Source organism: Streptomyces sp. ISL-12 (assembly GCF_018614415.1).
Classification (GTDB): domain Bacteria; phylum Actinomycetota; class Actinomycetes; order Streptomycetales; family Streptomycetaceae; genus Streptomyces.
In genome coordinates, this window is the sequence record NZ_JAGGOO010000047.1 from 16,927 (window position 1) to 41,843 (window position 24,917).

25 protein-coding genes and 1 pseudogene are annotated in these 24,917 nt (G+C 71.5%); 13 read left to right on the forward strand and 13 right to left on the reverse strand.

Going from position 1 to position 24,917, the window contains the following annotated elements; all coding sequences use genetic code 11:
- Window positions 1-64: 64 nt before the first annotated feature.
- The gene (locus tag J7I94_RS13750; RefSeq protein WP_215167360.1) at window positions 65-937 is read right to left on the reverse strand and encodes a hypothetical protein; all 873 of its coding nucleotides are present in this window, start codon (window positions 935-937) and stop codon (window positions 65-67) included.
- Window positions 938-1,158: 221 nt separating this feature from the next.
- Here J7I94_RS13750 and J7I94_RS13755 point away from each other — a divergent pair, with 221 nt between their 5' ends.
- Window positions 1,159-1,383, forward strand: a complete 225-nt coding sequence (locus J7I94_RS13755; protein WP_215167401.1) for a hypothetical protein — start codon at window positions 1,159-1,161, stop codon at window positions 1,381-1,383.
- Between the two features lie 56 nt (window positions 1,384-1,439).
- Here the strand turns inward: J7I94_RS13755 and J7I94_RS13760 are convergent, their stop codons facing one another.
- Complete coding sequence (locus J7I94_RS13760) at window positions 1,440-1,646, reverse strand: DUF397 domain-containing protein (protein WP_215167361.1); 207 nt, start codon at window positions 1,644-1,646, stop codon at window positions 1,440-1,442.
- Window positions 1,643-2,476, reverse strand: a complete 834-nt coding sequence (locus J7I94_RS13765; protein WP_215167362.1) for a helix-turn-helix transcriptional regulator — start codon at window positions 2,474-2,476, stop codon at window positions 1,643-1,645. The genes J7I94_RS13760 and J7I94_RS13765 overlap by 4 nt, the downstream gene beginning before the upstream one ends.
- 116 nt (window positions 2,477-2,592) lie before the next feature.
- On the opposite strand from J7I94_RS13765, the pseudogene J7I94_RS38305 reads away from it, so the two are divergent.
- The 5 genes and pseudogenes from J7I94_RS38305 (at window position 2,593) to hemB (ending at window position 6,060) form a co-directional block, all read left to right on the forward strand.
- Window positions 2,593-2,993 (forward strand): annotated as a pseudogene (locus J7I94_RS38305) (ATP-binding protein).
- 709 nt (window positions 2,994-3,702) lie between these two features.
- Complete coding sequence (locus J7I94_RS38310; RefSeq protein WP_251075116.1) at window positions 3,703-4,155, forward strand: hypothetical protein; 453 nt, start codon at window positions 3,703-3,705, stop codon at window positions 4,153-4,155.
- A complete protein-coding gene (locus tag J7I94_RS13775) occupies window positions 4,152-4,544 on the forward strand; it encodes a helix-turn-helix domain-containing protein (RefSeq protein ID WP_215167364.1) in 393 nt (130 codons plus the stop codon). Before J7I94_RS38310 ends, J7I94_RS13775 begins: the two co-directional genes overlap by 4 nt.
- Window positions 4,545-4,600: 56 nt before the next feature.
- A complete protein-coding gene (locus J7I94_RS13780) occupies window positions 4,601-5,011 on the forward strand; it encodes a VOC family protein (RefSeq protein ID WP_215167365.1) in 411 nt (136 codons plus the stop codon).
- Window positions 5,012-5,067: 56 nt separating this feature from the next.
- On the forward strand, window positions 5,068-6,060 hold the full coding sequence (gene hemB, locus J7I94_RS13785) for a porphobilinogen synthase (protein WP_215167366.1): 993 nt from the start codon (window positions 5,068-5,070) through the stop codon (window positions 6,058-6,060).
- Here the strand turns inward: hemB and J7I94_RS13790 are convergent.
- Window positions 6,057-6,929 (reverse strand): SDR family NAD(P)-dependent oxidoreductase, encoded by an 873-nt coding sequence (locus tag J7I94_RS13790; protein ID WP_215167367.1) that lies wholly within the window; start codon window positions 6,927-6,929, stop codon window positions 6,057-6,059. The genes hemB and J7I94_RS13790 overlap by 4 nt on opposite strands.
- A 123-nt stretch (window positions 6,930-7,052) precedes the next feature.
- On the opposite strand from J7I94_RS13790, the gene J7I94_RS13795 reads away from it, so the two are divergent.
- Window positions 7,053-7,940 (forward strand): LysR family transcriptional regulator, encoded by an 888-nt coding sequence (locus J7I94_RS13795; protein WP_308114565.1) that lies wholly within the window; start codon window positions 7,053-7,055, stop codon window positions 7,938-7,940.
- Here J7I94_RS13795 and J7I94_RS13800 read toward each other — a convergent pair.
- Window positions 7,934-8,629, reverse strand: a complete 696-nt coding sequence (locus J7I94_RS13800; protein WP_215167368.1) for a DUF4232 domain-containing protein — start codon at window positions 8,627-8,629, stop codon at window positions 7,934-7,936. The genes J7I94_RS13795 and J7I94_RS13800 overlap by 7 nt on opposite strands.
- A gap of 211 nt (window positions 8,630-8,840) precedes the next feature.
- Between J7I94_RS13800 and J7I94_RS13805 the strand changes: the two genes are divergently transcribed.
- Both J7I94_RS13805 and J7I94_RS13810 read left to right on the forward strand, forming a co-directional pair.
- Window positions 8,841-10,295 (forward strand): helix-turn-helix transcriptional regulator, encoded by a 1,455-nt coding sequence (locus tag J7I94_RS13805; protein ID WP_215167369.1) that lies wholly within the window; start codon window positions 8,841-8,843, stop codon window positions 10,293-10,295.
- An 80-nt stretch (window positions 10,296-10,375) separates the two neighbouring features.
- A complete protein-coding gene (locus J7I94_RS13810) occupies window positions 10,376-11,602 on the forward strand; it encodes a PLP-dependent aminotransferase family protein (RefSeq protein WP_215167370.1) in 1,227 nt (408 codons plus the stop codon).
- Here J7I94_RS13810 and J7I94_RS13815 read toward each other — a convergent pair.
- Both J7I94_RS13815 and J7I94_RS13820 read right to left on the reverse strand, forming a co-directional pair.
- The gene (locus J7I94_RS13815) at window positions 11,591-12,451 is read right to left on the reverse strand and encodes a DUF2690 domain-containing protein (protein ID WP_215167371.1); all 861 of its coding nucleotides are present in this window, start codon (window positions 12,449-12,451) and stop codon (window positions 11,591-11,593) included. The two genes, J7I94_RS13810 and J7I94_RS13815, sit on opposite strands and share 12 nt — an antisense overlap.
- The gene (locus tag J7I94_RS13820; protein WP_215167372.1) at window positions 12,448-13,254 is read right to left on the reverse strand and encodes a peptidoglycan-binding protein; all 807 of its coding nucleotides are present in this window, start codon (window positions 13,252-13,254) and stop codon (window positions 12,448-12,450) included. Before J7I94_RS13820 ends, J7I94_RS13815 begins: the two co-directional genes overlap by 4 nt.
- Window positions 13,255-13,564: 310 nt before the next feature.
- On the opposite strand from J7I94_RS13820, the gene J7I94_RS13825 reads away from it, so the two are divergent.
- Window positions 13,565-14,014 carry a peptidoglycan-binding protein gene (locus J7I94_RS13825; protein WP_215167373.1) on the forward strand — a complete coding sequence of 150 codons (450 nt, stop codon included), beginning with the start codon at window positions 13,565-13,567 and terminating at the stop codon, window positions 14,012-14,014.
- An 81-nt stretch (window positions 14,015-14,095) separates the two neighbouring features.
- Here J7I94_RS13825 and argS read toward each other — a convergent pair whose 3' ends face one another.
- Entirely contained in the window at window positions 14,096-15,859 is a 1,764-nt protein-coding gene (argS, locus tag J7I94_RS13830; protein ID WP_215167374.1) for an arginine--tRNA ligase, read from the reverse strand.
- A gap of 140 nt (window positions 15,860-15,999) precedes the next feature.
- Here argS and lysS point away from each other — a divergent pair, with 140 nt between their 5' ends.
- On the forward strand, window positions 16,000-17,742 hold the full coding sequence (lysS, locus tag J7I94_RS13835) for a lysine--tRNA ligase (RefSeq protein ID WP_215167375.1): 1,743 nt from the start codon (window positions 16,000-16,002) through the stop codon (window positions 17,740-17,742).
- A 224-nt stretch (window positions 17,743-17,966) separates the two neighbouring features.
- Window positions 17,967-18,872, forward strand: coding sequence for a type II CAAX endopeptidase family protein (locus J7I94_RS13840; RefSeq protein ID WP_308114566.1), 906 nt, complete (start codon window positions 17,967-17,969; stop codon window positions 18,870-18,872).
- A gap of 5 nt (window positions 18,873-18,877) precedes the next feature.
- Here J7I94_RS13840 and J7I94_RS13845 read toward each other — a convergent pair whose 3' ends face one another.
- The 3 genes from J7I94_RS13845 to J7I94_RS13855 all read right to left on the reverse strand — a co-directional run bounded on the left by J7I94_RS13845 (window position 18,878) and on the right by J7I94_RS13855 (window position 22,196).
- A complete protein-coding gene (locus tag J7I94_RS13845) occupies window positions 18,878-20,185 on the reverse strand; it encodes a DUF2637 domain-containing protein (protein WP_374198384.1) in 1,308 nt (435 codons plus the stop codon).
- A 99-nt stretch (window positions 20,186-20,284) separates the two neighbouring features.
- Complete coding sequence (locus J7I94_RS13850; RefSeq protein ID WP_215167377.1) at window positions 20,285-21,199, reverse strand: DUF3558 family protein; 915 nt, start codon at window positions 21,197-21,199, stop codon at window positions 20,285-20,287.
- A gap of 151 nt (window positions 21,200-21,350) precedes the next feature.
- Entirely contained in the window at window positions 21,351-22,196 is an 846-nt protein-coding gene (locus tag J7I94_RS13855; protein ID WP_215167378.1) for a DUF3558 domain-containing protein, read from the reverse strand.
- 205 nt (window positions 22,197-22,401) lie between these two features.
- Between J7I94_RS13855 and J7I94_RS13860 the strand changes: the two genes are divergently transcribed.
- The gene (locus J7I94_RS13860; protein WP_215167379.1) at window positions 22,402-23,595 is read left to right on the forward strand and encodes an RtcB family protein; all 1,194 of its coding nucleotides are present in this window, start codon (window positions 22,402-22,404) and stop codon (window positions 23,593-23,595) included.
- Between the two features lie 31 nt (window positions 23,596-23,626).
- Here the strand turns inward: J7I94_RS13860 and J7I94_RS13865 are convergent, their stop codons facing one another.
- Together J7I94_RS13865 and J7I94_RS13870 are read right to left on the reverse strand one after the other, a co-directional pair.
- Window positions 23,627-24,409: an SDR family NAD(P)-dependent oxidoreductase gene (locus J7I94_RS13865; RefSeq protein ID WP_215167380.1), complete on the reverse strand. Its 783-nt coding sequence runs from the start codon at window positions 24,407-24,409 to the stop codon at window positions 23,627-23,629.
- A 122-nt stretch (window positions 24,410-24,531) separates the two neighbouring features.
- Window positions 24,532-24,864: a YnfA family protein gene (locus J7I94_RS13870; RefSeq protein WP_215167381.1), complete on the reverse strand. Its 333-nt coding sequence runs from the start codon at window positions 24,862-24,864 to the stop codon at window positions 24,532-24,534.
- Window positions 24,865-24,917 lie beyond the last annotated feature (53 nt).

The following is a 24,917-nucleotide window of genomic DNA, read 5'->3' on the forward strand; positions in this document are numbered from 1 at the left end:
AGCGCGGGGCGCCCTTTCGGGGGCGCCCCGTTCCGGCGTCGCGCGTATCCCCGGCGTTCCTTCTCTACTTCTCTCCCTGCACCATCTTGGGAAGTTGCTCCAGGACGTTGGCACCGGCGTCCACGAGCGGGTTCGGTGGGCCGGCGGCGATGAGTTTGACCAGTTCCCCCACGACCTCGGCTCGCTGGTCGTCGGTCAGCTTCGCGTCGTTGAGGAGGCGTTCGGCGGCCAGGTAGCGGGAGAACTCCAGCGGCTGGTCGAAGTACGCCTTGAGGTGCTCCGCCGCGGTTTCCTGGCTCTTGATGAACGTCCGGCTGATGAACGCGGCCAGGGCGGCCGCCACGGCGCCGAGCGCGCCGGCGACCGCTGCCGCCGCCGTCTTCTCGGCCTGTACCGCGGCCGCGACGAAGCCGATGAGGAGCAGGAAGCCGAGTGCCATGGCGATCTGCGCGCTGATGAACGACCTCTTCGCCTGGCCGGTGGCGATGTCGTGGTAGAGGGCCAGGCGGGAGTGGGTCACGTCCCACAGGCTCGCGAGGGCGAGTTTGTGGGCGCGGTGGTCGCGCTGCTCCGCCCGTTCCGTCGGCCGGGGGTGCGGCGAGGCATGTCCGGCCGCGTCCCGGGGTCCGGCGGGACCGTCCGACTGCTGGGGCACCGTCGGGATCTCGTCCCGCTCCCCGGCCAGCACGGAGGTCAGCCGGTTCTCCGCCTCGCGCAGGGAGGCGCGGGCCTCGGCCCTACGGCGTGCCTCGGCACGTGCCGTCTCCCGCCACGAGATCACGCTGGCGACCACGCCGACGCCTGCGCCCACCACGACGGCCCAGTGGTCAGGGAATGAGCTCACGTAGTCGGTGAACCGTTCACCGGTCAGACGGGATCCGACGAACGCGATGCCGAGGGGGGCGACGGCAGCCGTGCAGACGACTCCGAGCGTCAAGCGTCGTTCCGGCAGGAACCGCAGGAGTGAACGCCGGGGAGGCCGCTGGTCCGGTGAAGGGCTGGAGGTAGACACGGTTGACCAGATTGCCGCATGCGCGGGCCCGCTGTGAGCAGATCACGCAGGCACGTTCTTGCCCCGGGCCGGTGTGCGCGGTGGAGCGGGACCCTGTTGCGGGACAGCGTGAGCATGTCGGTCCTGGGTGTCATCGGGGTGCTCGAATGAGCGGTGGTGGCCGTTGGCGTACTTCCGTACGGCCCAGCACTTCACCCTCAAGCAGAACCCGCTCACCCGGGCTGGCGTTCACCTACGAGGAACTGGCCGCCCGCGACAAGGCCAACCTCGACATCACCTGGCTCCGCGACCCCAGCCTCGACGACGCGGACAGCCTTCCCGCGCCCGAGGTGCTCGCCGCCGACGCCGGACCCTGTCGTCGAAAACCGTGAACACTTCGGGCTGAAGTGTTCACGGTTTTCGGGAGAGGGGTCCGGTGGGGAGGGCGTCAGTGGTCGGAGGCGTACGGCAAGAAGGTCGCCCAGGTGGTGGGGGTGACGGTGAGGTGACCCCGGTGGGGGTCCTTCGAGTCGCGGATGAGGATGTGGGCGGGGGCGGTGGCCATTTCCACGCAGGAAGGGCCGTCGGCTGAGCTGTAGCTGCTCTTTATCCATGTGAAGCCGCAGTGGTCGTAGCCGGAAGGCTTGAGGCTCATGTCTCTCCCCGCAGTTTCTCGATGAGGGCCAGCGACTCCCGTGGGGTGAGAGCTTGGGCCCGGATCATTCCGTAGCGAACGTCGAGGACGGTGGTGTCCCTGGGATCGCTGAGCACGCGGCTCGTCAGCGGTGCCTCCACGAGTCCCACGGTTGATCCGTCCCTGAGCTTGAGCAGCCGGAACGAGCCGTCGATCCCCGAGTTCTCCTCGCACGCCAGGGGCAGAACCTGGAGGTCGACGTTCCGCAACCGGGCTACCTCCAACAATCGTTCGAGTTGCTCGCGCATCACCATCTTCCCCCCGATCAGGCGGCGCAAGGTCGCCTCGCACGTGACGAAGTTGAAAAGCGGCTTGGCCGTTGGGCTCCCGAGGAGGGTCTGACGGGCCAGTCGCGCCGATACCTGGCGCTCCAGCTCCTGCTCTGTGAAGGGAGGCCGACGGGAACTGAATACCGTGCGCGCGTAAGCCTCGGTCTGCAACAAGCCGTCGATCACCGAGGCGTTGTACGAGCAGATCTCGACCGCCTCCGCCTCCAGGCGCTTCACGTCCCGTACCTTCTTCGGGTACCGGACGTCTGCCAGGTCCTTCTTCAGCGCGGCGATCTTGCCGCCCGCTTTGAGGGCCTTGTCCGCCGCCTCCAGGTACTCGGGACGCGGAATGCGCCGCATCCGTTCGACGGACGAGACCAGTTCCTCGCCGTAGCCGATGGCCGCTCCGAACTCCGGCTGGGTGAGGCCGGCGGACTCGCGCCACAGTTTCAGTTGCCGGGCGACCGTCCTGATCACGCCCGTTGCCTCGCCGTCCTCCGGACTCACGTCCCACTCGTCCATGCCTACCGCCCTCCCGTCGTACGTCCCGGACGGAAACCGGCCGCCATCTGGACAGCTCTCGTCCGCACGGGGTGATCCCCTTCACAGGCTACGCATGCCTCGACACTCTCTGTGATGTGAACCGACACATCACCTGTACTCGGCACTTCACCGTGCCGCTCTCCGCAACCCGGCGCGGTGCGCGTCTCGCCCGGCTGCTGGCCGCCGAGCAACTGCACGCGTGGGGTCTGCCGTTGGACCCCGCCCGGCTCGTCGTCGCCGAACTCGCCGCCAACGCCGTGCTGCACGGGCGGGTGCCTGGGCGGAGTTTCCGGGTCGGTCTCTTCCTCGGGGAAGGCGGGGTGCTGAGGATCGAGGTCGTGGACGCGCGGGGGATCTGTTGCCCGGTCCGGCGGTGGCGACAGACGGGGAGTCGGGATACGGGTTGTTGCTGGTCGGGGAGTTGGCGGATCGGTGGGGGGTCGTCGACGGGCCCGTGCCGTGCAAGACGGTGTGGGCCGAGATCGATCCCGTCTGACCGGAGCCCGGAAACACGGGAGCCGGTGGGGCGGAGGCCGGGGCGGCGGGCGGTGAAAGACCAAAGAACTCGGGGAAAGAACCCTCCCAACCCGACCAAACCCGGTGTACGTCACCCGGGTGGGTGAAAGGGGCTGGCGGGGCTGGCGCGGGCGTCGCGCGGGCGGGCACTCTCGGGATCAGGCAACTCCGCCGCATATGACTGCGGCCCCCGCCGGGACTTGCACTCCCAGGGCGAGGGCCTCACCACGTAGGAAGCGAGACCTTCCCTTATGGCTGCGCGACAGCTTATCCCTGCCCCGAGTTCGCGTCAGGGCGTTGCCCGTACCGCCGCCCCCTCGGGTGTCACGCACGTACGGACGTACCAACCCGACCGGTACACCATCATCGGCAACCACCTCGCGCAGCACCGCCAGTTGTCGCTGGTCGCCATCGGGCTCGCCGTGTACATCCTGTCGCTGCCGGACGGCGGCGCCTCCGACATCCGTACGCTCGCCGCCCGATTTCCCGAAGGGCGGGACCGGACCGGGTTCGCGCTGCGGGAGCTGGAGGCCTGCGGGTACATCGAGCGGGTGCGGGAGCGGGTCGACGGAGGGCGGTTCGTCACGCGGACGTTCGCTCATGACGTGCCGGGGGAGCGGGGGGTGCCTGCACCCGTCCCCGCGCCTGTACCTGCACCTGCACCTGCACCTGCACCTGTGCCTGTGCCTGTGCCTGCCGCTGTGCCGGAGGAGTCCGAGCCGGTCCGTAGTGAGCATCATGAGAAGGCCGAGGCGTTGCTCGTCGGGCTGCGGCGGTGCGACAACCGGTTCACGCTGTCACGGAAGGACGTGCGGCGGCTGGTGCCCGCCGTCGTGGCGTGGTTCGAGAACGGGGCGAGCAAGGCGGCCGTCCACCATGCCCTGACCCATGACGTGCCCGTTCTCCTGAAACGTCCGGCCGGATTCCTCGCGTACCGGCTGGAAGAGATGCTGCCGCCGCCCCTGCCGTCCGTGCCGGAAACGGTCGTCCTGGCGACGCGTCGGGAGGACGGGAGGAAACCCTGGTACCCCATGACGAACTGCGCGGGGTACTGCGGTCGTCCCTTCCGCGCCCCCGAGGGGTCCTGGTGCCGGGACTGCCGGGCGAGAAGGGACGGCGGCCGTGGTGGAATGGCGCCGTGAGCCGGGCTGTCGAGGAGAGCAATCGCCGTATGCTGCGGGCGCGGGACGCGATGGACCGGGAGTACGCGCGGCCGTTGGACGTTCCGGCGCTGGCGCGGATCGCGCATGTGTCGCCGGCGCACTTCACGCGGACCTTCCGGGCGACGTTCGGGGAGACTCCGCACCGGTATCTGCAACGGCGGCGGGTGGAGCGGGCGATGTTCCTGCTGCGGGAGACCGAGCGGAGTGTGACCGACATCTGCTTCGAGGTCGGGTTCGGCAGCGCGGGGACCTTCAGCCGTACGTTCCGGGACATCGTCGGGCGGTCGCCGCGGGAGTACCGGAAGGCGGCGGTGGCCGCGCGCGTGCCGACCTGCTTCACGATGGCGTGGACGCGGCCGAGCGGCTGAGCGGCTGAGCAGTTTTGGATAAGTATCCGGGTGCTTCGCTCAGTAGCGTGGCGGTCATGTTCAACGCCATCACGCATTCACAGATGTACGTCCTCGATCAGGACGAGGCCCTCGACTTCTACGTCGGCAAGCTGGGGCTGGAGGTCACGGCCGACATCGACATGGGGTTCATGCGCTGGCTCGCCGTCGGCGTTCCCGGCCACCCCGGGCGGGAGATCCTGCTGGAGAAGCCGGGCGCTCCGGCCATGTCGGAGGAGACGGCGGAGCAGGTGCGCGAGCTGGTGACCAAGGGGGCGATGGGCGGGTGGCTCATCCTCACCACGGACGACTGCCGCAAGACCTACGAGACGCTGATGGAGAAGGGGGTGGAGTTCACGGAGGCGCCGACCGAGCGGCCGTACGGGATCGACTGCGGGCTGCGTGATCCCTTCGGGAACCGTCTTCGCTTCACTCAGCCGAAGGGCTGAGACGGCCGACTGTGCGTCGGCAAAGGCATCGCGGGGGCGGGCGTAGCGTAGGTGGTATGTCGACGTATGGAAGCTTTCCCGGAAGCCGGCCCCGGCGGCTGAGGTCCACCCCCGTGATGCGTCGGATGGTTGCCGAGACGCGGCTGCATCCCGCCGATTTCATCCTTCCGGCCTTCGTGCGCGAGGGCGTGAGCGAGCCGGTGCCGATCGCCGCGATGCCGGGGGTCGTGCAGCACACGCGGGACACGCTGAAGAAGGCCGCCGCGGAGGCGGTGGAGGCCGGGATCTCCGGGATCATGCTGTTCGGCGTGCCGGAGGAGGGGAAGAAGGACGGGCTCGGGACCGCCGGGACCGATCCGGACGGGATTCTCCAGGTCGCGCTGCGGGATGTGCGCGGCGAGGTCGGGGACGAACTGCTCGTCATGGCTGATCTGTGTCTCGACGAGTTCACCGATCATGGGCACTGTGGGGTGCTCGACGAGCAGGGGCGCGTCGACAATGACGCGACGCTTGAGCGGTATGCCGAGATGGCTCAGGTGCAGGCCGACGCCGGGGCGCACGTCGTCGGGCCGAGCGGGATGATGGACGGGCAGATCGGGGTGGTCCGGGACGCTCTGGATCAGATCGGGCGAGAGGACGTCGCCATCCTCGCCTATACGGCCAAGTACGCTTCCGCGTTCTACGGGCCGTTCCGGGAGGCCGTCGGGTCCTCGTTGCAGGGGGACCGGAAGACCTATCAGCAGGATGCCGCCAACGCGCGGGAGTCCCTGCGGGAGTTGGCGCTGGACCTGGAGGAGGGCGCCGACATGGTGATGGTCAAGCCGGCCGGGCCCTACCTCGACATCCTGGCGAAGGTGGCGGAGGCCGTGGACGTGCCGGTCGCCGCGTACCAGATCTCCGGTGAGTACTCGATGATCGAGGCCGCCGCCGAGAAGGGGTGGATCGACCGGGACCGGGCGATCCTGGAGACGCTGACCGGGATCAAGCGGGCCGGCGCGCGGAACATCCTGACCTATTGGGCGGTGGAGGCCGCGCGCACGCTCCGTTAGGCGGTCGCGAGCAGTCGCCTCGTCCAGGCGCGGACGGCTGTGGTCACCTCTGGGGTGGCGTAGCCGAGCAGTGCTTCGGACGGGGTGCCGGTCGGGTCGAGGACCAGGCCGGTGCGGCCGTCGAGGGCTGTGTCCGTCGCCGCGGTGAGCGGGGAGCGGACGGCCGCGGAGACCGGGGTGGCCACGCCCTGGAGGATCTGGTCCCACAGCGGGCGCATCGGCGGCGGCAGGATGTCGATGGTCATCTGCGCGGCGTTGTCGGTGGCGGCGGGGCCGGGGTCGGCGGCGAAGACCGAGACGCCGGTGTCCTTGAGGCGGTCGGCCAGGTCCAGGGTGTGGACCAGGTGGGCCAGCTTGGCGCGGCCGGTCGCCGACATGCCGTAGTGCGGGCCTGGCGGCTCGACAGCCTCGGGTTCGTACACGGGCTGTGCGGCCATGACGGCGCTGGACGTGATGTTCACGACGCGGCTGGGGGCGCCGGCGGTGAGGGCGGGGAGCATCGCCTCGGTGAAGACGTACGGGGAGAGGTGGTTGAGGGCCACGCTCGCCTCGATGCCGTCGGGGCTCTCCCAGCGGTGGGTCCACATGCCGCCCACGTTGTTGACCAGGAGGTGGAGCGGGCCCTCGGCGGTCAGGCGTTCGGCGAGGGCGCGGGTCTCGGCGAGGGACGAGAGGTCCGCCGGGACGAAGCGGGCCGCGGGGGTGCCGGCCGCCTGGTCGATGCGGGCCACGGCCGCCTTGCCGCGTTCGGTGTCCCGGCCGATGACGGTGACCTGCCAGCCCTGGACGGCCAGGGCCACCGCGGTCTGGAGTCCGATGCCCGCGGTGCCGCCGGTCACCACCGCCGTACGGGCCGGTACTGCTGTCATGCGTGGATCAGCTCCTTGTGTGGGTGCTGTTCCAGCCAACTCCCGCGTCGCCGAGCAGGGAAGTTCCGGTTCGGCAGCCCGCCATGCCGCCGCGGCATAGCGGCACGTGGGAGCATGTGCGGTGTGAGGGACGTGGAAGTGCGGCAGATCCAGTACTTCGTGGCCGTGGCCGAGGAGCTGAACTTCACCCGGGCCGCCGAACGGCTGGCGATGACGCAGCCGGCGCTGTCACGTGCCGTGCGGGCGTTGGAGAAGACCGTGGGGGCCGTGCTGTTGTCGCGTACTCCCCAGGGGGTGACGCTGACGTCCGCGGGGCAGGTCATGCTCAGCGAGGGCAGGTCGCTGCTGGACCGGCTCGACGACTCCCTCGCCCGGGTGCGGCGGGCGGCCGGGCCGTCGGCGCCGCTCACCGTCACCAGCCCCGGCTGCGAGGCCGCGCTGCTGGACCGGCTGGTGCGGGAGTACAACGGCACGGGGCCGGCGCGTCCGGTGCGGGCCGAGGTGGGCACCCTGGGGGACCAGGTGCGGCGGCTGCGCTCGGGCCGGGCCGACCTCGCGCTGGGGTGGGGGGAGCCGGAGGACCCGGGGCTGACGGGGGTGGTGCTGCGGTACGACTGCCCCCGGGTGCTGCTGGGGGCCGGGCACCGGCTGGCGGAGCGTGCGGTGCTGGAGGTGGCCGACCTCGCCGACGAGCCGCTCGTCGACTGGTCCGGCGACGAGGACCCGCTGCGTGACCCGGGGCTGTGGCCCGCCGGACCTCCGGGGCGTCCGGGGCCGCGCGTCAGCGACGGCCTCCAGATGCTGGCGGTGGTCGGGCTCGGCCAGGCGGCGGCGGTCACGGTCGCGTCCGAGAACACCCGGACCCCGCCCGGCGGCACGGTCAGCCGCCCGCTCCGGGACGGGCCGCGGCTGCCGTTGCGGCTGCTGTGGTCCCGGGAGCGGGGGACGGCGGACGTTCGGGACTTCGCGCGGTACGCGGCGCGGTGTCTTCAACGGGGCACGGCTCAGTAGGTCAGGGCCGTGGCGCGGTCGGTCAGCCAGTAGGTGACCGAGAGGGAGTCGTCGACGTGGACGCCGGCGGCGGGCAGGGAGACCGTGGCGACGGAACCGTCGTCGAACGGGATCGTCAGCGCCGTCTCCGTACGGCCGTTCGCGGCGCTGCCGTCGCCGGCCGAGAGCAGGACGCCCGCATAGCCGGACGCGCCCGGCTCCAGCGTGGTCAGCGCCTGCGGCTTGCTGGCCTCCACGACCGGCGGCACGGACTGGGCCTCGCCGAACCTGGCCGCCGGGTAGGTGGGCAGGGAGCAGGTCTTCGAGCCGGTGTTGGTGGCGGTCAGGAGCAGGTGGTTGATCGGGCTGGACACCTCGGTGGCGGTGATCTCCACGTCGTCGGCGGAGCAGTCGCCGGGGATGGAGGCGTCGGCGTTGTTCTCGGTGGTGGTGCTGTTCTGCTTGCCGGCGGTGTCCGTGCCGGTCCCCGCCGCGCCGTTCGCGCCGTTGGTGCCGGCGGAGGCGGTGTCCTTGGCGGCCGTGTCGCCGGAGGCGGCGCCGTCGGTGCCGGTCTGCGCGGTGGTGTCCGATGAGGCGGACGTGGTGCGCAGGCCGGTGGCCGAGCCGTCCTCGCAGGCCGTCAGGGAGAGCGCGGCGAGTGCGACGGTGGCGGCGGCGAACAGACGGACCCGAGTGGTGCGTGCGGACATGAGGTGATCCCCTTCACAGGTGGGTGGGAGTGGCGCCGCTCGACCGTTGCCCGGGGCGGCTGCTTGACTGGTCACAGCCTGCGGCAGCGGCCGTTCCGGTCGCCAGCCATGGCGGCACACGCGGGACGCTGGGACGGTTGGAACCACTCTGACCTGGAGAGACGTCCCTGTTCTGGGATGCGGTGCGGGGACAAGGGGAGCGGGAGACACGGTGGCTGCGGACGATTTCGCGGGACTGCTGCGGGAGCTGAAGGAACGGTCGGGCCTCAGCTACGGGGCGCTGGGCAAGCGGCTGCACATGAGCGCGTCGACGCTTCACCGGTACGTGAAGGGGGAGGTCGTACCGACGGAGTTCGCCTCCGTCGAGCGGATGGCCCGGCTGTGCCGGGCGACGCCCGAGGAACTGCTGGAGCTCCACCGTCGCTGGATCCGCGCGGACGCGCTGCGGGGGGTGAAGGCGGACGGGGCGGCCGATCAGGGGGACGCCGCCGCCAAGTCCGGTGGGGCGGGTGCCGGTTCCGGTTCCGGTGCCGTTGAGGGTGCGGGTGCGGGTGCGGGTGCCGGTGCGGCGGTGGGTGACGGGGAGTCGGGCGAGGGGGACGTGCCCGCCGTACCGGGCGGTGCGCACGGGCCGGGGAGCGAGCCGGACGGCGCGATGCCGGTCGGCGCGGTATCGGACGGCGCGGTGCCTGACGGGGATCCGGCCGAGGTCACCGTGGTCGGGGAGGTGGCCGGTGACGGCGTGCGCGGTGGGCGGTCCCGCAAGCGGGTGATGTACGCCGCCGGTACCGGGGTCGGGCTGGCCGCCGCCGTGGCGCTCGTGGTCGGGCTGCTCCCGGAGGGGGGAGACGGGCAGGACTCCGCCGGCGCCGTCGGGGCGACCGTCTCCGCCCGGCACTCCACGCGGTCCTCGGACCCGTCGCCGAGCGCCGACCGGTCGGCGTCCCCGAGCGCGTCCGCAAGCGCGAGCGCCGGCGCCACGGCGAGTGCCGGTGCCGGTCCGCGGGCCGCCGCGAGCAAGGGCGAGAACGCGACCGCGTCCGCCGGGGCCCCGAAGGCCGACGGCCCCGTTCCGGTGTCCGTGCAGACCACCCCGCACTACTGGGGCGGGCCGTGCGACCAGAACTTTTTGGTCGACCGCAGCCCCGAGAACGTGCTGGAGCCGCCTCCCCAGCAGGACTCGGCCGGCTGGATCGCCTCCTACGGCGCTGTCGCCGCGGGCCGGCAGCAGGTCTCCTTCACCGTGCAGGGCACGGGCGAGGAGACGGTCGTCCTGAACGCCCTGCACGTCCGCGTCCTCAGCAGCGACGCGCCGCTGACCTGGAACGAGTACGCCATGGGCGTCGGCTGCGGGGGCGGGGTCGGCACCAAGGCGTTCGACGTCTCGCTGGACCTCGGCAACCCGCTGGCCACGCCGGTCAACGGGCAGCGGGACTTCCCGTACAAGGTGACCGAGTCCGACCCCGAGGCCTTCTACGTCAACGCCCACACGAGCGGGCACGACGTGCGCTGGCAGCTGGAACTGGACTGGTCCAGCGGGTCGCGCCGGGGCACGCTGAAGATCGACGACAACGGGAAGCCGTTCCGCACGAGTGCCTCGGACACCGACAGCTACTACGGTTATCCGCTCGGCGGCGACAAGTGGGAGCAGTACGCGAAGGAGTGAAGGGCCGGCTCGCTCCTGAGCCGGTGTCCGCATCACGGAAACCTGCTTGTAGACGGCATGTATATGCCTAGGCTGCGGCCATGACCGCGACCCAGCCTCCCTCCGCGTCCTTCGCCCCCGTCCCGCCGCTCGCCGCGCGGGCCCGGTCGATCGGTGGTTCGCCGGTACGGGACATCCTCGCCGTCACCGCCCGCCCCGAGGTCGTCAACTTCGCGGGCGGGCTGCCGGCGCCGGAGCTGTTCGACACCGAGGGGATCGCCGCCGCGTATCAGGCGGTGCTCGCCGAGACGCCGGGGCGGGCGCTCCAGTACTCCACGACCGAGGGCGAGCCGGCGCTGCGGGCCGCGCTCGCCGCGCGCACCACGGCGCGCGGCCTGGACACGGACGCCGACGACCTCCTCGTCACGACCGGTTCGCAGCAGGCGCTGTCCCTGCTGGCCACCGCCCTGCTCGAACCGGGCGACACGGTGCTGGTGGAGGACCCCTGCTACCTCGCCGCGCTCCAGGCCTTCGGCTTCGCGGGCGCCCGTGTGATCGCCGTGCCCGGGGACGCCGAGGGGCCGGATCCCGAGGCGCTGGCGGAGCTGGTGGTGCGGGAGCGGCCCAAGCTGTTCTACACCGTGCCGACCTTTCAGAACCCGACCGGCCGCACCATGTCCGCCGGCCGGCGGGCCGCCGTGGCCTCGGTCGCCGCGCGGTACGGGCTGTGGATCGTCGAGGACGACCCGTACGGGGAGCTGCGGTTCGAGGGCGAGCGGGTGCCGTGGATCGCCGCGTACGAGGAGGCCCGGGACCGGACCGTGCTGCTCGGCTCCTTCTCCAAGGTGATGGCGCCGGGGCTGCGGCTGGGCTGGCTGCGGGCGCCCGCCGGGCCGCGCCGGGCCTGCGCGGTGGCCAAGCAGGCCGCCGACCTGCACACCCCGACCGTCAACCAGCTCGCCGCCGCCCGGTACCTGGCCGACCGGGACCTGGACGCCCACGTCCGCCGGGTCGCGCGGGCGTACGGCGAACGCCGGGACGCCATGCTGGCGGGGCTGGCGGACGCGCTGCCGGCCGGGTCGCGGTGGACGCGGCCGGAGGGCGGCATGTTCCTGTGGGCGACGCTGCCCGCGGGGTACGACACGACGGCCCTGCTCCCGCGGGTGGTCCGGCACGACGTGGCGTACGTGCCCGGGGCGCCCTTCTACGCCGGTGAGCCCGACCGGTCGACGCTGCGGCTGTGCTTCGTGACGCAGACGCCGGACGCGATCGGGGAGGGGCTGCGGAGGCTCGGGGAGGGGCTGCGGGAAGCCGCGCTAGCCGGGTGACGGCGACCGGGCCGGGCCGACCCGGGCGGTGACGCACTCGGGGGCGTCGTCGGCCGACACGGGCCGGAAACAGGCGCGGACCGTGCTGCCGGGGCCGGCCGCGGCCATGCCGGTGTAGACGTAGGTGTCCGCGTCGGCCTCGTCCCTGACCCGCACGGCGTGGGTCGGTCCGGACACCGTGACGTCCAGCCGGTCGCCGACCGCCGTTCCCCAGGTCCGGGCCCAGCTCGCGCCGCAGGTCTCGCTGTAGCGCAGTTCCACGTAGGCGCCGGTGGCGGTGCGGGACGTGGTGAGGGTGTCGGGGTCGATGCCGCAGATCAGGCGCAGCGGGTCCCGGCCCTCGCAGGCGGCTCCGTGACACCGGGGGGAGAGGGAGTACGGGACGGAGACCGGCAGCGGTTCGCCCGCCGCGTCCGCCGCCCGGTCCCGGGCCGGCGGGAGGAGCAGCAGCAGGGCCGTGCCGCCGGCGAGCAGGGTGTACACCGACGCCAGCGCCACCAGGAGACGGATGCGGCCGGGGCTGCGGGGGCGGTCGCCGGCGGGCTGTGGCTGCTCTGTCCCGTGCCGTGGTTCTCCTGGGGGAGGGGCGGCCGGGGCGAGGACCGCGCCGCGTCCGCTCCGGTCCGACTCGGTGATCTCCCACAGGGCCAGCAGCCGCCTGGGCGGTTCGTTCGCGATCCGGCACAGCTCCTGCACGGCCTGGCGCGGGGGCAGGATCTTGCCGTTGAGATAGCGCTCCCAGGAGGACTTGCTGTACGCCGTCCGCTCCGCCAGCGCCGCCAGGCTCAGCCCCGTACGGGCCCTCAGCTCCCGCAGGGCCTCGGTCAGCCGGGTGTGTGCGGTGCTCACCGGGGCGCCACCTCCCGCAGGGCCTGCCAGGTGTGCGGGCCGATGACCCCGTCCACGACCAGGTCGTGCCGCTTCTGGACGCGCTGCACGGCGCGCTGGGTCCGCGGGCCGAAGACGCCGTCGATGTCCCCCGGCGAGATCCCGGCCCGCCGCAACAGGCACTGCGCCTCGGCCACTTCGGGCCCCACGTGCGTGTACGCCAGGATGGTGTCCGAGGTCCGGCTCAGCCCCGCGTACCAGCGGCCGTCGCGCTGCTCCGGGCGGCAGGTGTAGGTGACCGGCACCAGGGACTCCGACACGGTGGCCGGGGCGGCGACGACGGTGTCGGCGCGGACCCGGGCGAGCCGCTCGCGGGTCTCGGCGAGCCGCACGGCCAGCAGCAGCGTCACGGAGACGGACAGCACCAGCGCGACCGCTCCCGCCGTGACCAGCGCGCGGGGACAGGGGTGACGGCCGTACGGCCGTCGCTCCGCGGGCCCGGGTGACGCGTCGGCGTCGGCCGTCCCCTCGCGGGCGCCCACGGGGGCCGGGTGTCCCTCCGCCCAGCGCTCGGCGGCGATCTCGTGCAGCGCCAGCAGCCGGGCCGGATCGTCGCCCCCGACGCGGGCCATCGCCTCCACGGCGGCCCGGGGCGGCAGCGATCTGCCGTTCAGATATCGTTGCCACGATCTCGCGCTGTAGCCGGTCTTGACGGCCAGTTGACGTGTGCTCAGTTCCCCGCGGTCCTTCAGCGTGCGCAGGCGCACGATCAACTGACGGACGTGTGGTGGGAGTTCTCCGGGCAGCTCTTTCCAACGCGACATGTGTCCCCCGCTCGCGTCCGGGACCGCGGGTCCGGTCCCGTGTGTCCCGGTCTCATTCTGCATCAGCGGCCCCGGCGACTTCGGGGCGAAGGCCCGGACCCGGCGGGTAATCGGCCGAATCCGTACGGAGCCGTCCCGCCGACGCGCCCGGACCGGACGGCGTCCCAGCAGCTCAGGGCCTGGGACGTCCCGGGACGACGTCACTTCTGCGCCAACTGTGGCGGTGCGGCGTGCCGTCCCCGCAGTCTCGTCGTGGAGCCGGCCGGCGCGGCCGGGTCCGCTCACCGCACGTCACATGGAGGGGAACAGCATGCGAGGTATCACGAAGGCACTCGTCGGCGTCACCACCGCCGTCGGGATCGCGGCCGGCGGCATGGTGACCGCCGGCACGGCGATGGCGGCGCCCGCGTCGGTGGTCCAGGAGCAGGCGGTGAGCGGCGAGGCCGGCGTGCTCGCGGTGGTCAACCTGGGGCTGGACACCGCCCACGCGAAGAGCTGGCAGTGCCTGCTGCGCGACCGCGGTTACTCCCCGGGCACCATCGACGGGCAGCTGGGCACCAACAGCTGGAAGGCGGCGCAGAGGTTCTTCGACAGCCTGGGCTACTACGACGACGCCATCGACGGGATCGTCGGCCCCAACACGATCAAGGGGCTGCAGAGGTACCTGAACCTCCACGGTGCCAGCCTCGCCGTGGACGGCATCGCCGGGCCGGCGACCAAGGCCGAGTTCTGGGACTTCGCCGGTACCCACCGCTGCTGAGCGCCCGCCCGGCCGCACACCTGCCGCGGCCCGTCCTCTTCCCGGAAGAGGACGGGCCGCGTGCCGTGTCATGGCGGGGGGTCAGAGCCGCTCGGGCGTCCTGATCCCCAGCAGCGCCATCCCCCGGTGCAGCGTGCGGGCCGTGATGTCGCACAGGAACAGGCGGTTCTCGACCTGCTCCGGCGAATCGGCCTTCAGCACCGGGCACTTGTCGTAGAAGGACGTGTAGAGCGAGGCGAGCTGGTACAGGTACGCCGTCAGCTTGTGCGGGGCGTACTCCGCCGCCGCCTCGGCCACCGTCTCCGCGAACGCGTCCAGGTGCAGGCCGAGGGCGCGCTCGGCGGCGTGCAGCTCCAGCTCCGGGCGGGGCGCCGGGGCGGTGTCGCCGGCCTTGCGCAGGATGGAGCGGATGCGGGCGTAGGCGTACTGGAGGTAGACGGAGGTGTCGCCGTTGAGCGAGACCATCTGGTCCAGGTCGAACTTGTAGTCCCGGTTGGCCGACGTCGACAGGTCCGCGTACTTCACCGCGCCGATGCCCACCTGGGTGCCGCGCTCGGTGATCTCGTCCTCGGACAGGTCCTGCGCCTTCTCCCGTACGACCGCCGAGGCGCGGTCGATGGCCTCGTCGAGGAGGTCGACGAGGCGGACCGTCTCGCCCGCACGGGTCTTGAACGGCTTGCCGTCCTTGCCCAGGACCGTGCCGAAGGCGAGCTGGACGGCCTTGACGTCCTCGCCGAGCCAGCCGGCCTTGCGGGCGGTCTCGAAGACCATTTTGAAGTGCAGGGACTGGCGGGCGTCGACCACGTAGAGCAGCGTGTCGGCCTTCAGGTCGAAGACGCGGTTGCGGATCGCGGAGAGGTCGGTGGCCGCGTAGCCGTAGCCGCCGTCGGACTTCTGCACGATCAGCGGGACCGGCTTGCCGTCCGGGCCCTTGATGTCGTCGAAGAAGACGCAGAGGGCTCCTTCGGAGCGGACGGCGACGCCCGACTCCTCCAGGAGGCGGCAGGTCTCGGCCAGCATGTCGTTGTACCCGGACTCGCCGACGATGTCCGGGTCGCGGATCTCCATGTCCAGCTTCTCGAAGACGGAGAAGAAGTAGATCTTCGACTCGTCCACGAACTTCTGCCACATGGCGAGCGTGTGCTCGTCCCCGGCCTGGAGGTCGACCACCCGGCGCCGGGCCCGGGTCTTGAACTCCTCGTCGGAGTCGAACAGCTTGCGCGCGGCCTTGTAGAGGCGGTCGAGGTTCGACATCGCCTCCTCGCCGGAGACCTCGCCACCGGAGTGGTCCAGCTCGTGCGGGTGCTCGTCCAGGTACTGGATGAGCATGCCGAACTGGGTGCCCCAGTCGCCGATGTGGTGGCGCCGGACCACCGTCTCGCCGGTGAACTCCAGGAGCTGCCGGACCGCGTCGCCGATCACCGCCGAGCGCAGGTGGCCGACGTGCATCTCCTTCGCCACGTTCGGCTGGGCGTAGTCGATGACCGTGGTGCCCGGCTCGGCGGCGTGCGGCACGCCGAGGCGGCCGGTGTCGTCCGCGTACCGCGCCGCGAGGTTCTCGGTGATCGCCCGGTCGCCGATGGTGATGTTCAGGAAGCCGGGGCCGGAGACCTCGACGTCCTGGATCAGGGCGCCGGTGGTGACGTGGGAGACGACCTCGGCGGCCAGCTCGCGCGGGTTGGCCTTCGCCTTCTTGGCCAGCGCCAGGATGCCGTTGGCCTGGTAGTCCGCCCGGTCGCTTCGTCGCAGCAGCGGGTCCGCGCCGGCGTCCTGGGGCCGGGTGGCCGACAGGGCGGACGCGAGGTGCTGGTGGACGGAGTCGCTGAGGGACGTGACCGAGGCCATAGGAAGGGGTGCCGTTCTCCTCGTGGGGATCGATAGACCCGCCCAGTCTCTCATGGGGTCTGTCCCGGGCGGCAAAGCCGTTTTCCCGAGCGCGACCCGGTCTGTGAGAATGGACCGACACCCTGTACAGAAAGAAGGACGTGCCGATCGTGGCTCAGAGCACAGAGACCTCCGACTGGGTCTCCCGTTTCGCGGACGAGGTCATCGCCGAATCGGAGCGCCGTGCCCCGGGCGCCAAAACGGTCGTCGTCGCGTCCGGACTCTCCCCGTCGGGCCCCATCCACCTGGGCAACCTCCGCGAGGTCATGACCCCGCACCTGGTCGCCGACGAGATCCGCCGCCGCGGCCACGAGGTCCGGCACCTGATCTCCTGGGACGACTACGACCGCTACCGCAAGGTCCCGGCCGGTGTCCCCGGCGTCGACGACTCCTGGGCCGAGCACATCGGCAAGCCGCTGACCTCCGTCCCCGCCCCGAAGGGCTCGGCGTACCCGAACTGGGCCGAGCACTTCAAGGCCGCGATGATCGGGGCGCTCGGCGAGCTGGGCGTGGAGTTCGACGGCATCAGCCAGACCGCGCAGTACACCTCCGGTGTCTACCGCGACCAGATCCTGCACGCCATGCGGCACCGCGCGGACATCGACGCGATCCTCGACCGGTACCGCACCAAGCCGAAGACCAAGAAGCCCCAGCAGAAGGCCGTGGACGCGGCCGAGCTGGAGGCCGAGGAGGGCTCCGGGGCCGCCGCCGAGGACGACGGCAGCTCCGGCTCCGCCGGGTACTTCCCGTACAAGCCGTACTGCGGCAACTGCGAGAAGGACCTGACGACGGTCACCGCGTACGACGACGACTCGACCGAGCTGACCTACGCCTGCACGGCGTGCGGTTTCTCGGAGACGGTCCGGCTGAGCGAGTTCAACCGCGGCAAGCTGGTCTGGAAGGTCGACTGGCCCATGCGCTGGGCGTACGAGGGCGTCGTCTTCGAGCCCAGCGGCGTCGACCACTCGTCCCCCGGCTCCTCGTTCCAGGTCGGCGGGCAGATCGTCGGGATCTTCGGCGGCAAGCAGCCGATCGGCCCGATGTACGCCTTCGTCGGCATCAGCGGCATGGCCAAGATGTCCTCGTCCAAGGGCGGGGTGCCCACCCCGGCCGACGCGCTGAAGATCATGGAGCCGCAGCTGCTGCGCTGGCTGTACGCCCGCCGCAAGCCCAACCAGTCCTTCAAGATCGCCTTCGACCAGGAGATCCAGCGGCTCTACGACGAGTGGGACCGGCTGGACGCCAAGGTCGCCGACGGCTCCGCCCTGCCCGCCGACATCGCCGCGCACTCCCGTGCCGTGCGCACGGCCGCCGGCGACCTGCCGAGGACACCGAGGCCGCTGCCGTACCGCACGCTCGCCTCGGTCGCGGACATCACCGCCGGGCACGAGGACCAGGCGCTGCGCATCCTGAGCGAGCTGGACCCGGCCGACCCGCTGGGCTCCCTGGACGAGGCCCGCCCGCGCTACGACAAGGCCGAGGCGTGGATCAACACCCACGTCCCCGCCGACCAGCGCACCATCGTGAGGGAGAAGCCCGACACCGAGCTCCTTGCCTCCCTCGACGAGGCGTCGGCGCGCTCGGTGCGGCTGCTGCTCGACGGGCTCGCCGACCACTGGTCCCTGGACGGGCTGACCCACCTCGTCTACGGCGTGCCCAAGGTCCAGGCCGGCTTCCCCGCCGACGCCACGCCGAAGGACCTCCCGCCGGAGATCAAGACCGCCCAGCGGACCTTCTTCGCCCTCCTCTACCGCCTCCTCGTCGGCCGCGACACCGGTCCCCGGCTGCCGACGCTGCTGCTGGCGGTGGGGCAGGAGAGGGTGCGGGTGCTGCTCGGGGCGTAGCGCTGTACGCGCGGTGAGGGGGCGTCCGGCGTGTGCCGGGCGCCCCCTCACCGCTGTGCCGGGCCGGTACAGCCTGCTGTACCCGGGATCGGGGCGTGCGCGGCAGTGATCGGGGAGGCCGGCGCTGGTGTGCTGGAGGCATCGTGAGGGCGGTGCTCGAAGGCCGCTCAGCCGCCGCCGTCAGCCGCTGTGCCGCTGCTCGGCCTCCTCGAAGGGACACCCCGGTGACGATCACCAGCCTCCCCCGGCAGACCCCGGCACCACGCCGCTCCGCCCTCCACCGCCGGCCGCTCACCTGGTTCTTCACGCTGGCCATGGGACTGAGCTGGCTGGCCTGGACGCCGTACATCCTCTCCGGCAACGGTGTCGGCCTGTGGCACTGGACCTTCCCCGGCGGCGCGCTCGGCAGTCAGCTGCTCGGCGTCCTGCCCGGTGCCTACCTCGGCCCGATCGGCTCGGCGCTGCTGGTCACCGCCGTCACGGAGGGACGCGCCGGACTGCGGGTGTGGCGGGGCCGGATGACGAGGCTCAGGGTGAGCTGGTTCTGGTTCCTGGTCGTGGCGCTCTCGGTGCCCCTCGCGCTGACGATCGCCACCGTCGCGCTGACCGAGCAGAACCCGGTGCTGCCGTCGGCCGCCGTGCTCGCCGCGTACGTCCCCGGCCTGATCATGCAGTTGATCACCACGGGGCTGGCCGAGGAGCCGGGGTGGCGCGAGTTCGCGATGCCGCGCATGCAGAGCCGCTTCGGCCCGCTGGTCGCCACCCTGGTCGTGGGGGTGCTGTGGGGCGCCTGGCACCTGCCGCTGTTCCTCACCGAGTGGGGCGGCGGCCCGGACGCCGACCCCGCTCACGTACTCGCCTTCATGGGGACGACGCTGGCCTTCAGCGTGGTGATGACCTGGGTGTTCAACCGTTCCCGCGAGAGCATGCCGCTGGTGATGCTGCTGCACACCAGCGTGAACAACTTCTTCTCCGTGGCGTGGTCGGACATGTTCCCGTCGGCGGAGTCCGGGGCCACGACCTACGCGTTCCTGCTCGCGTCGTTGGCGGCGGCGCTGGTGATCCTGGTGGCGACCCGGGGGCGGCTGGGGCTGCGCCGGCCCGGTGCGCCCGTCCCGGCCGCCGGCTGACGGGGTCAGGCGATGTGGTCCTCTTCCAGTTCCGCGTTGTAGCGGTTTGTGAAGCGGTTGACCATGCGCTTGGCCTCCTCCGGGGGGAGCGCCGTGCCGAACTCGGCCTCCACGTTCTCGCCGAACTCACGCGCGGTCGGGTAGCCGCCGCCGGGGATCGACTTCTTGAAGACCTGGTAGTAGTCCTCCTCCGTCGGCTCCTCGACCGGGGTGCCGCCGCCCTCGCCCAGCTCGCGGGTCCGGCCGGGCGACACCGGTATGGGGAAGCTGCCGGTCTCCTCGGGGGAGGGCTCGATCGGCGGCGGCTCCTCCTCGTACTGGTCCCGGTACTCCTCCGCCTGCTGCTGCTCCTCGTACCACTGGGCGTACTGCTCGGCCGGGTCGTACGTCGGGTCGTAGCCGCCCCGGTACTCGGTCTGGCGCGGGGCCTTGAACCACGGGCTGCTCTCGTCCACCACCGGCGGCTGCTCCGGGCCGGGCCCCGAGGCCAGCTCGCGGCGCTGCTCCGGGGCGGGGGCCACCTGCGGCTGTGCCTGCGCCGGTGTCTGTACCTGGGACGGGGACGGGGACTGGGGCTGGGGCTGCGGGGTCTGCTGCGGGGGCGCCGGGGGCAGCAGGGCCGGTTCGATGCCGGCCGCCGCCAGGCCCGAGGGGGCCGTCTCCGCCAGCGGGACGCCGTAGCGGGCCAGGCGCAGCGGCATCAGCGACTCGACCGGGGCCTTGCGGCGCCAGGCGCGGCCGAAGCGGGAGCGGAGCCGGGCCTGGTAGACCAGGCGCTCCTGCTCCAGCTTGATGACCTGCTCGTAGGAGCGCAGCTCCCACAGCTTCATCCGGCGCCACAGGAGGAAGGTCGGCAGGGGGGAGAGCAGCCAGCGGGTGAGGCGGACGCCCTCCATGTGCTTGTCGGCGGTGATGTCCGCGATCCGGCCGATGGCGTGCCGGGCGGCCTCGACGGACACCACGAACAGCACCGGGATCACCGCGTGCATGCCGACGCCCAGCGGGTCGGGCCAGGCCGCCGCGCCGTTGAACGCGATCGTCGCCGCCGTCAGCAGCCACGCCGTCTGGCGCAGCAGCGGGAACGGGATGCGGATCCAGGTCAGCAGCAGGTCCAGGGCGAGCAGGACGCAGATGCCGGCGTCGATGCCGATCGGGAAGACGTAGCTGAACTTCCCGAAGCCCTTCTGCATGGCCAGGTCGAGAACGGCCGCGTACGAGCCGGCGAAACCGATCCCCGCGATGATGACGGCACCGAAGACGACGACCCCGATGAGAACGCGGTGCATCCGTGTCAGCTGAAGTGGCCCGGCCACCCGTACTCCCCTCCCAGTGCCTGTTGTTGCGCGCTACAGGGTGGCACATGTGTGCGGGAGGGCGGGTGGCCGGTGGGGGAAGTGGCGTTTGTCGGGTTGTCAGCTCTTCTTCGACGACGTCTTCGACTTCAACGACGTCTTCGACGTCTTCGACGACTTCGACGACTTCGACGACGAGGAGCTGTCGTCGTCCGACGTGCCGCCCGACGTACCGGTCGTCTTCGAGGCCGAGGCCGAGGCGCTCGCCGAGGCGCCGTTGGCGGCCGACACCGCGGCCACCGCCTCCTTGGCCGCCCGCTTCGCGTCCGTCACCATCCCCTTGGCGTCCGGGGACTCGTCACCGGCCAGGCCGGCGCCGTTGTAGTCGACGGTGACGACGACGTTCTCGACGCGTGCGACGGCGGTCTGCTGCTTGAAGGTGCCTTCCTTCTTCTTCAGCACGTACTGGACGATCGAGGCCTCGTCGCCCGCCCCGGCGAACAGGTCGCCCCGCACGCTCTTCGCGCCGTCGGTGTTCTGGGCGTCCTTGATCTGCTTCTCGTAGTACTCGTGCGCCAGGTCGTCGCCCGCGCCGCGCGTGACGTCGGACTCGAAACGCAGCAACGAGACGTTCAGCCAGCGGAACTGCGAGCCCTTGACGCCGTTGTCGTCCAGGCTGTCCCAGGAGCAACTGGCGCGCGTGGCGGTGTCGGAGGACGAGCCCTCCTTGCCGGACTTCGCCTTCGGCACGAGGTCCTTCAGCGTCTTCTTCGTCAGCACGTCGCACGGCTCCGGCAGCTTCCCGTACGCCGCCGCCCGCACCGTCGGGGACGGGCTCGCGGTCGCCGACGCGGAGGCCGACGCGCTCTTCCCGCTCGCGGACTTGCCCTCGTCGGAGCCGGAGTCGGAGGAGCAGCCGGCGGCGACCAGCATCACGGGGACGGCGGCTGCGCCGACAAGGACGCGGCTCAGACGCTTCACCTGTCGGTCGTGCTGGTCTCGCTGCACTCGTCGCTGCATGGTTCCTTCACTCATGGCACTCATGACACTCATGACACTCGTGTTCTTGGCGTTCGGACGTTCAGGCGTTCGGAACGGTTCTGGTGGGCCACCGTACGCGGTGAGGAAACCGCGCGGTCCCGGTTCGGAAGCTTCACGAACGCGCGCGGCCGGCGCCGAACGGGCGTCAGCCGCTGAGGGAATCGGCCAGCCGGGAGGCCAGTTTCCGGGTCTTGTCCTGCATTTCCTCGCTGTCGGGGACGACGCCGACCACGGCCGGCTGCTCGGTGTACTCGATGGTGACGATGACGTTCGACGTGCGGAACGCCACAGTCACCGTGCGCCGCTGCGAGGTCGAACCCGAGTCGCTCAGCTCGTCGTCGAGGAACGCCTCGTCCCCCAGTCCGTCCAGCAGCCGCGGCTGCAGATCGGTGGGGGTGGCCTCGGCCGACGCGCTGGAGGGGGAGCCGGACTCGGAGGTGGCCGAGGCGGTGGCGGAAGCGGAAGCGGAGGCGGTGGGTGTCGCGGAGGAAGAGGGGGACGCCTCCTCCGACTCCGGTGCCGACTGGGTCTCGGACACGGTCGGTTCGGGCAGATCCGCGTCCTCCTCCTCGGCCGCGAACAGCTCCTCGGCCTGGCTGTCGTCGCTGACCGCGTTGTCGTAGGACACCACGCGCTCGAAGTCGACGAGCAGATGGTCCGTGGCGTCCGTCGAGTCGACCTTCCAGCGGCAGCCGACCTTGCGGTCGTTGTCGTAGGTGAGCGTCGCCTCGCCCTCGTACGCCTTCGCGCGCTGGTCCTCGTCGCTGATCTGCCGGATGCCGGGCAGCAGTGAGTCGAGGGAGTCCTCGCCGACCGCCGAGCACGGTTCCGGGAGGGTGCGGTACCGGCCGGGCTGGGCGGCGGCCGAGGTGGCGCCGGAGCCGCCCGGGTTGGAGTCGTCGGTCGTGCCGCCGTCCGAGCCGCCGGTGCAGCCGGCCAGCAGCGCCGCGAGGAGGGCGACGGCGCCGGATACGTACGCCTTCCGCTGCACGGTCGGCTCCTCTCGACGGTGGGTCCGGTGGCGGGTCCTTCAGTGTCCCCGCTGGTTAATCGCTTGCCGCACGGGGGTGGGTCCTGGGGACAATGTCTATCGCACGCGCTGCCGCGGACGCCGGTCCGAGATCCCTTTCGTCAGTACTGGTGACGGTTTTTGCGCTTTCTTCTTTATGTTGTGGTTCTGGGGGAACGAGGACGTCATGTCGTACGTGGAAGTGCCGGGCGCGAAGGTGCCGATCCGGATGTGGGCCGACCCGGCGACGGTCGAGGGCGGCGCGATGCGGCAGCTCCAGAACGTCGCGACGCTGCCCTGGATCAAGGGTCTGGCCGTGATGCCGGACGTGCACTACGGCAAGGGCGCGACCGTCGGGTCGGTGATCGCCATGCGGGGCGCGGTGTGTCCGGCGGCGGTGGGCGTGGACATCGGCTGCGGGATGTCGGCGGTGAAGACGTCCCTGACGGCCAACGACCTGCCGGGGGACCTGTCCCGGCTGCGGTCGAAGGTCGAGCAGGTGATCCCGGTGGGGCGGGGGATGCACGACGATCCCGTGGACCCGGGGCGGCTGCACGGGTTCGCGACGGCCGGGTGGGACGACTTCTGGGGGCGGTTCGGCGGGGTCGCGGAGGCGGTCAGATTCCGTCACGAACGGGCCGGAAAGCAGATGGGGACGCTCGGCGGGGGGAATCACTTTGTCGAGATCTGCATAGATACGACCGGTTCCGTCTGGCTGATGCTGCACTCCGGTTCCCGGAACATCGGCAAGGAACTGGCCGAGCACCACATCGGCGTGGCCCAGAAGCTGCCGCACAACCAGGGCCTGGTCGACCGCGACCTGGCGGTCTTCGTGGCGGACACACCGCAGATGGCGGCGTACCGCAACGATCTGTTCTGGGCGCAGGAGTACGCGAAGTACAACCGCTCGATCATGATGGCGCTCCTGAAGGACGTCGTCCGCAAGGAGTTCAAGAAGGCGAAGCCGGTCTTCGAGCCGGAGATCAGCGCGCATCACAACTACGTGGCCGAGGAGCGCTACGACGGGATGGACCTGCTCGTCACCCGCAAGGGCGCGATCAGGGCCGGTTCCGGCGAGTACGGGATCATCCCCGGCTCCATGGGGACGGGCTCGTACATCGTCAAGGGCCTCGGGAACGAGAAGTCCTTCAACTCCGCCTCCCACGGCGCCGGCCGGCGCATGAGCCGCAACGCGGCCAAGCGCCGGTTCTCGACCCAGGACCTGGAGGAGCAGACGCGGGGCGTGGAGTGCCGCAAGGACTCCGGTGTCGTGGACGAGATCCCGGGTGCCTACAAGCCGATCGAGCAGGTCATCGACCAGCAGCGGGACCTCGTGGAGGTCGTGGCGAAGCTGAAGCAGGTCGTGTGTGTGAAGGGCTGACGGCTGACGGGCTGGCCCACGGGGCCGGCCGTCACCGTTCCCGGTGCACCTTCGTGTTCGACGCCTGGGCGCGGGGGCGGACGATCAGGAGGTCGATGTTGACGTGGGAGGGGCGGGTGACCGCCCAGGTGATGGTGTCGGCGACGTCGTCGGCGGTCAGGGGTTCGGCCACGCCCTCGTAGACCTTGGCGGCCTTCTCGGCGTCGCCGGAGAAGCGGGTCAGGGCGAACTCGTCGGTCTTGACCATGCCGGGCGCGATCTCGATGACGCGGACCGGGCGCCCGACGATCTCCAGGCGGAGCGTCTCGGCGAGGACGTGCGCGCCGTGCTTGGCCGCGACGTAGCCCGCGCCGCCCTCGTAGGTGCCGTGGCCGGCGGTGGAGGAGACGACCACGACCGTGCCGTCACCGCTCGCCTCCAGCTTGGGCAGGAGGGCCTGGGTGAGGTGGAGGGTGCCGATGACGTTGGTCTCGTACATCCGGCGCCAGTCCTCCGGGTCCCCGGTGGCGACCGGGTCGGCGCCGAGCGCGCCGCCCGCGTTGTTCACCAGGACGCCGATGGTCCTGAACGCCGACGCGAACTCGTCGACGGCCGCGCGGTCGGTGACGTCGAGGGGGTAGGCGGTCGCCGAGTGGCCGGCCGCGTTGATCTCCTCGGCCAGGGCCTCGATGCGGTCCTTGCGGCGGGCGGTGAGGACGACGCGGTGACCGGCCGCCGCGAGCTGCCGCGCCGTGGCGGCGCCGATGCCGGAGCTGGCTCCCGTGACGACGGCGATCCGGGAGGCTGCGGAGGCTGCGGAGGGGGCGGTGGGCATGCGGGGCTCCTTAGCGGCGACGGGGAGTTGCAAGGATAGGCGGGGTGGTGCGGGCGGGTGCGCCGGCTGCGGGTGCGTTGTGGCTGGTCGCGCAGTTCCCCGCGCCCCCGGGGGGTGCCCCCTCAGTCCCTCGGCGCGTACATGATCAACGCCATGCCCGCCAGGCAGACCAGGGCGCCCGCGATGTCCCAGCGGTCCGGGCGGTAGCCGTCCGCCACCGCGCCCCACAGGATCGAACCGGCGACGAAGATCCCGCCGTACGCGGCGAGGATGCGGCCGAAGTGGGCGTCGGGCTGGAACGTGGCGACGAAGCCGTAGGCGCCCAGCGCCAGGACGCCGCCCGTCATCCACAGCCAGCCCCGGTGTTCCCGTACCCCTTGCCAGACCAGCCAGGCGCCGCCGATCTCGAACAGCGCGGCGACGACGAAGAGGGCGGCGGAGCGGGCGATCAGCATGGGGGAAGCCTCGCATCACCGCACTGGAATAACGGCACTCGGCCCCTCGTTGC

Bases quoted from the DNA above. Each gene is read 5' to 3' on its own strand.
- J7I94_RS13755 (WP_215167401.1), top strand. From the start codon at position 1,159: ATGAGCGGTGGTGGCCGTTGGCGTACTTCCGTACGGCCCAGCACTTCA.
- J7I94_RS13760 (WP_215167361.1), bottom strand. From the start codon at position 1,646: ATGAGCCTCAAGCCTTCCGGCTACGACCACTGCGGCTTCACATGGATA.
- J7I94_RS13765 (WP_215167362.1), bottom strand. From the start codon at position 2,476: ATGGACGAGTGGGACGTGAGTCCGGAGGACGGCGAGGCAACGGGCGTG.
- J7I94_RS13780 (WP_215167365.1), top strand. From the start codon at position 4,601: ATGTTCAACGCCATCACGCATTCACAGATGTACGTCCTCGATCAGGAC.
- hemB (WP_215167366.1), top strand. From the start codon at position 5,068: ATGTCGACGTATGGAAGCTTTCCCGGAAGCCGGCCCCGGCGGCTGAGG.
- J7I94_RS13790 (WP_215167367.1), bottom strand. From the start codon at position 6,929: ATGACAGCAGTACCGGCCCGTACGGCGGTGGTGACCGGCGGCACCGCG.
- J7I94_RS13800 (WP_215167368.1), bottom strand. From the start codon at position 8,629: ATGTCCGCACGCACCACTCGGGTCCGTCTGTTCGCCGCCGCCACCGTC.
- J7I94_RS13810 (WP_215167370.1), top strand. From the start codon at position 10,376: ATGACCGCGACCCAGCCTCCCTCCGCGTCCTTCGCCCCCGTCCCGCCG.
- J7I94_RS13820 (WP_215167372.1), bottom strand. From the start codon at position 13,254: ATGTCGCGTTGGAAAGAGCTGCCCGGAGAACTCCCACCACACGTCCGT.
- J7I94_RS13825 (WP_215167373.1), top strand. From the start codon at position 13,565: ATGCGAGGTATCACGAAGGCACTCGTCGGCGTCACCACCGCCGTCGGG.
- argS (WP_215167374.1), bottom strand. From the start codon at position 15,859: ATGGCCTCGGTCACGTCCCTCAGCGACTCCGTCCACCAGCACCTCGCG.
- J7I94_RS13850 (WP_215167377.1), bottom strand. From the start codon at position 21,199: ATGAGTGAAGGAACCATGCAGCGACGAGTGCAGCGAGACCAGCACGAC.
- J7I94_RS13860 (WP_215167379.1), top strand. From the start codon at position 22,402: ATGTCGTACGTGGAAGTGCCGGGCGCGAAGGTGCCGATCCGGATGTGG.
- J7I94_RS13865 (WP_215167380.1), bottom strand. From the start codon at position 24,409: ATGCCCACCGCCCCCTCCGCAGCCTCCGCAGCCTCCCGGATCGCCGTC.
- J7I94_RS13870 (WP_215167381.1), bottom strand. From the start codon at position 24,864: ATGCTGATCGCCCGCTCCGCCGCCCTCTTCGTCGTCGCCGCGCTGTTC.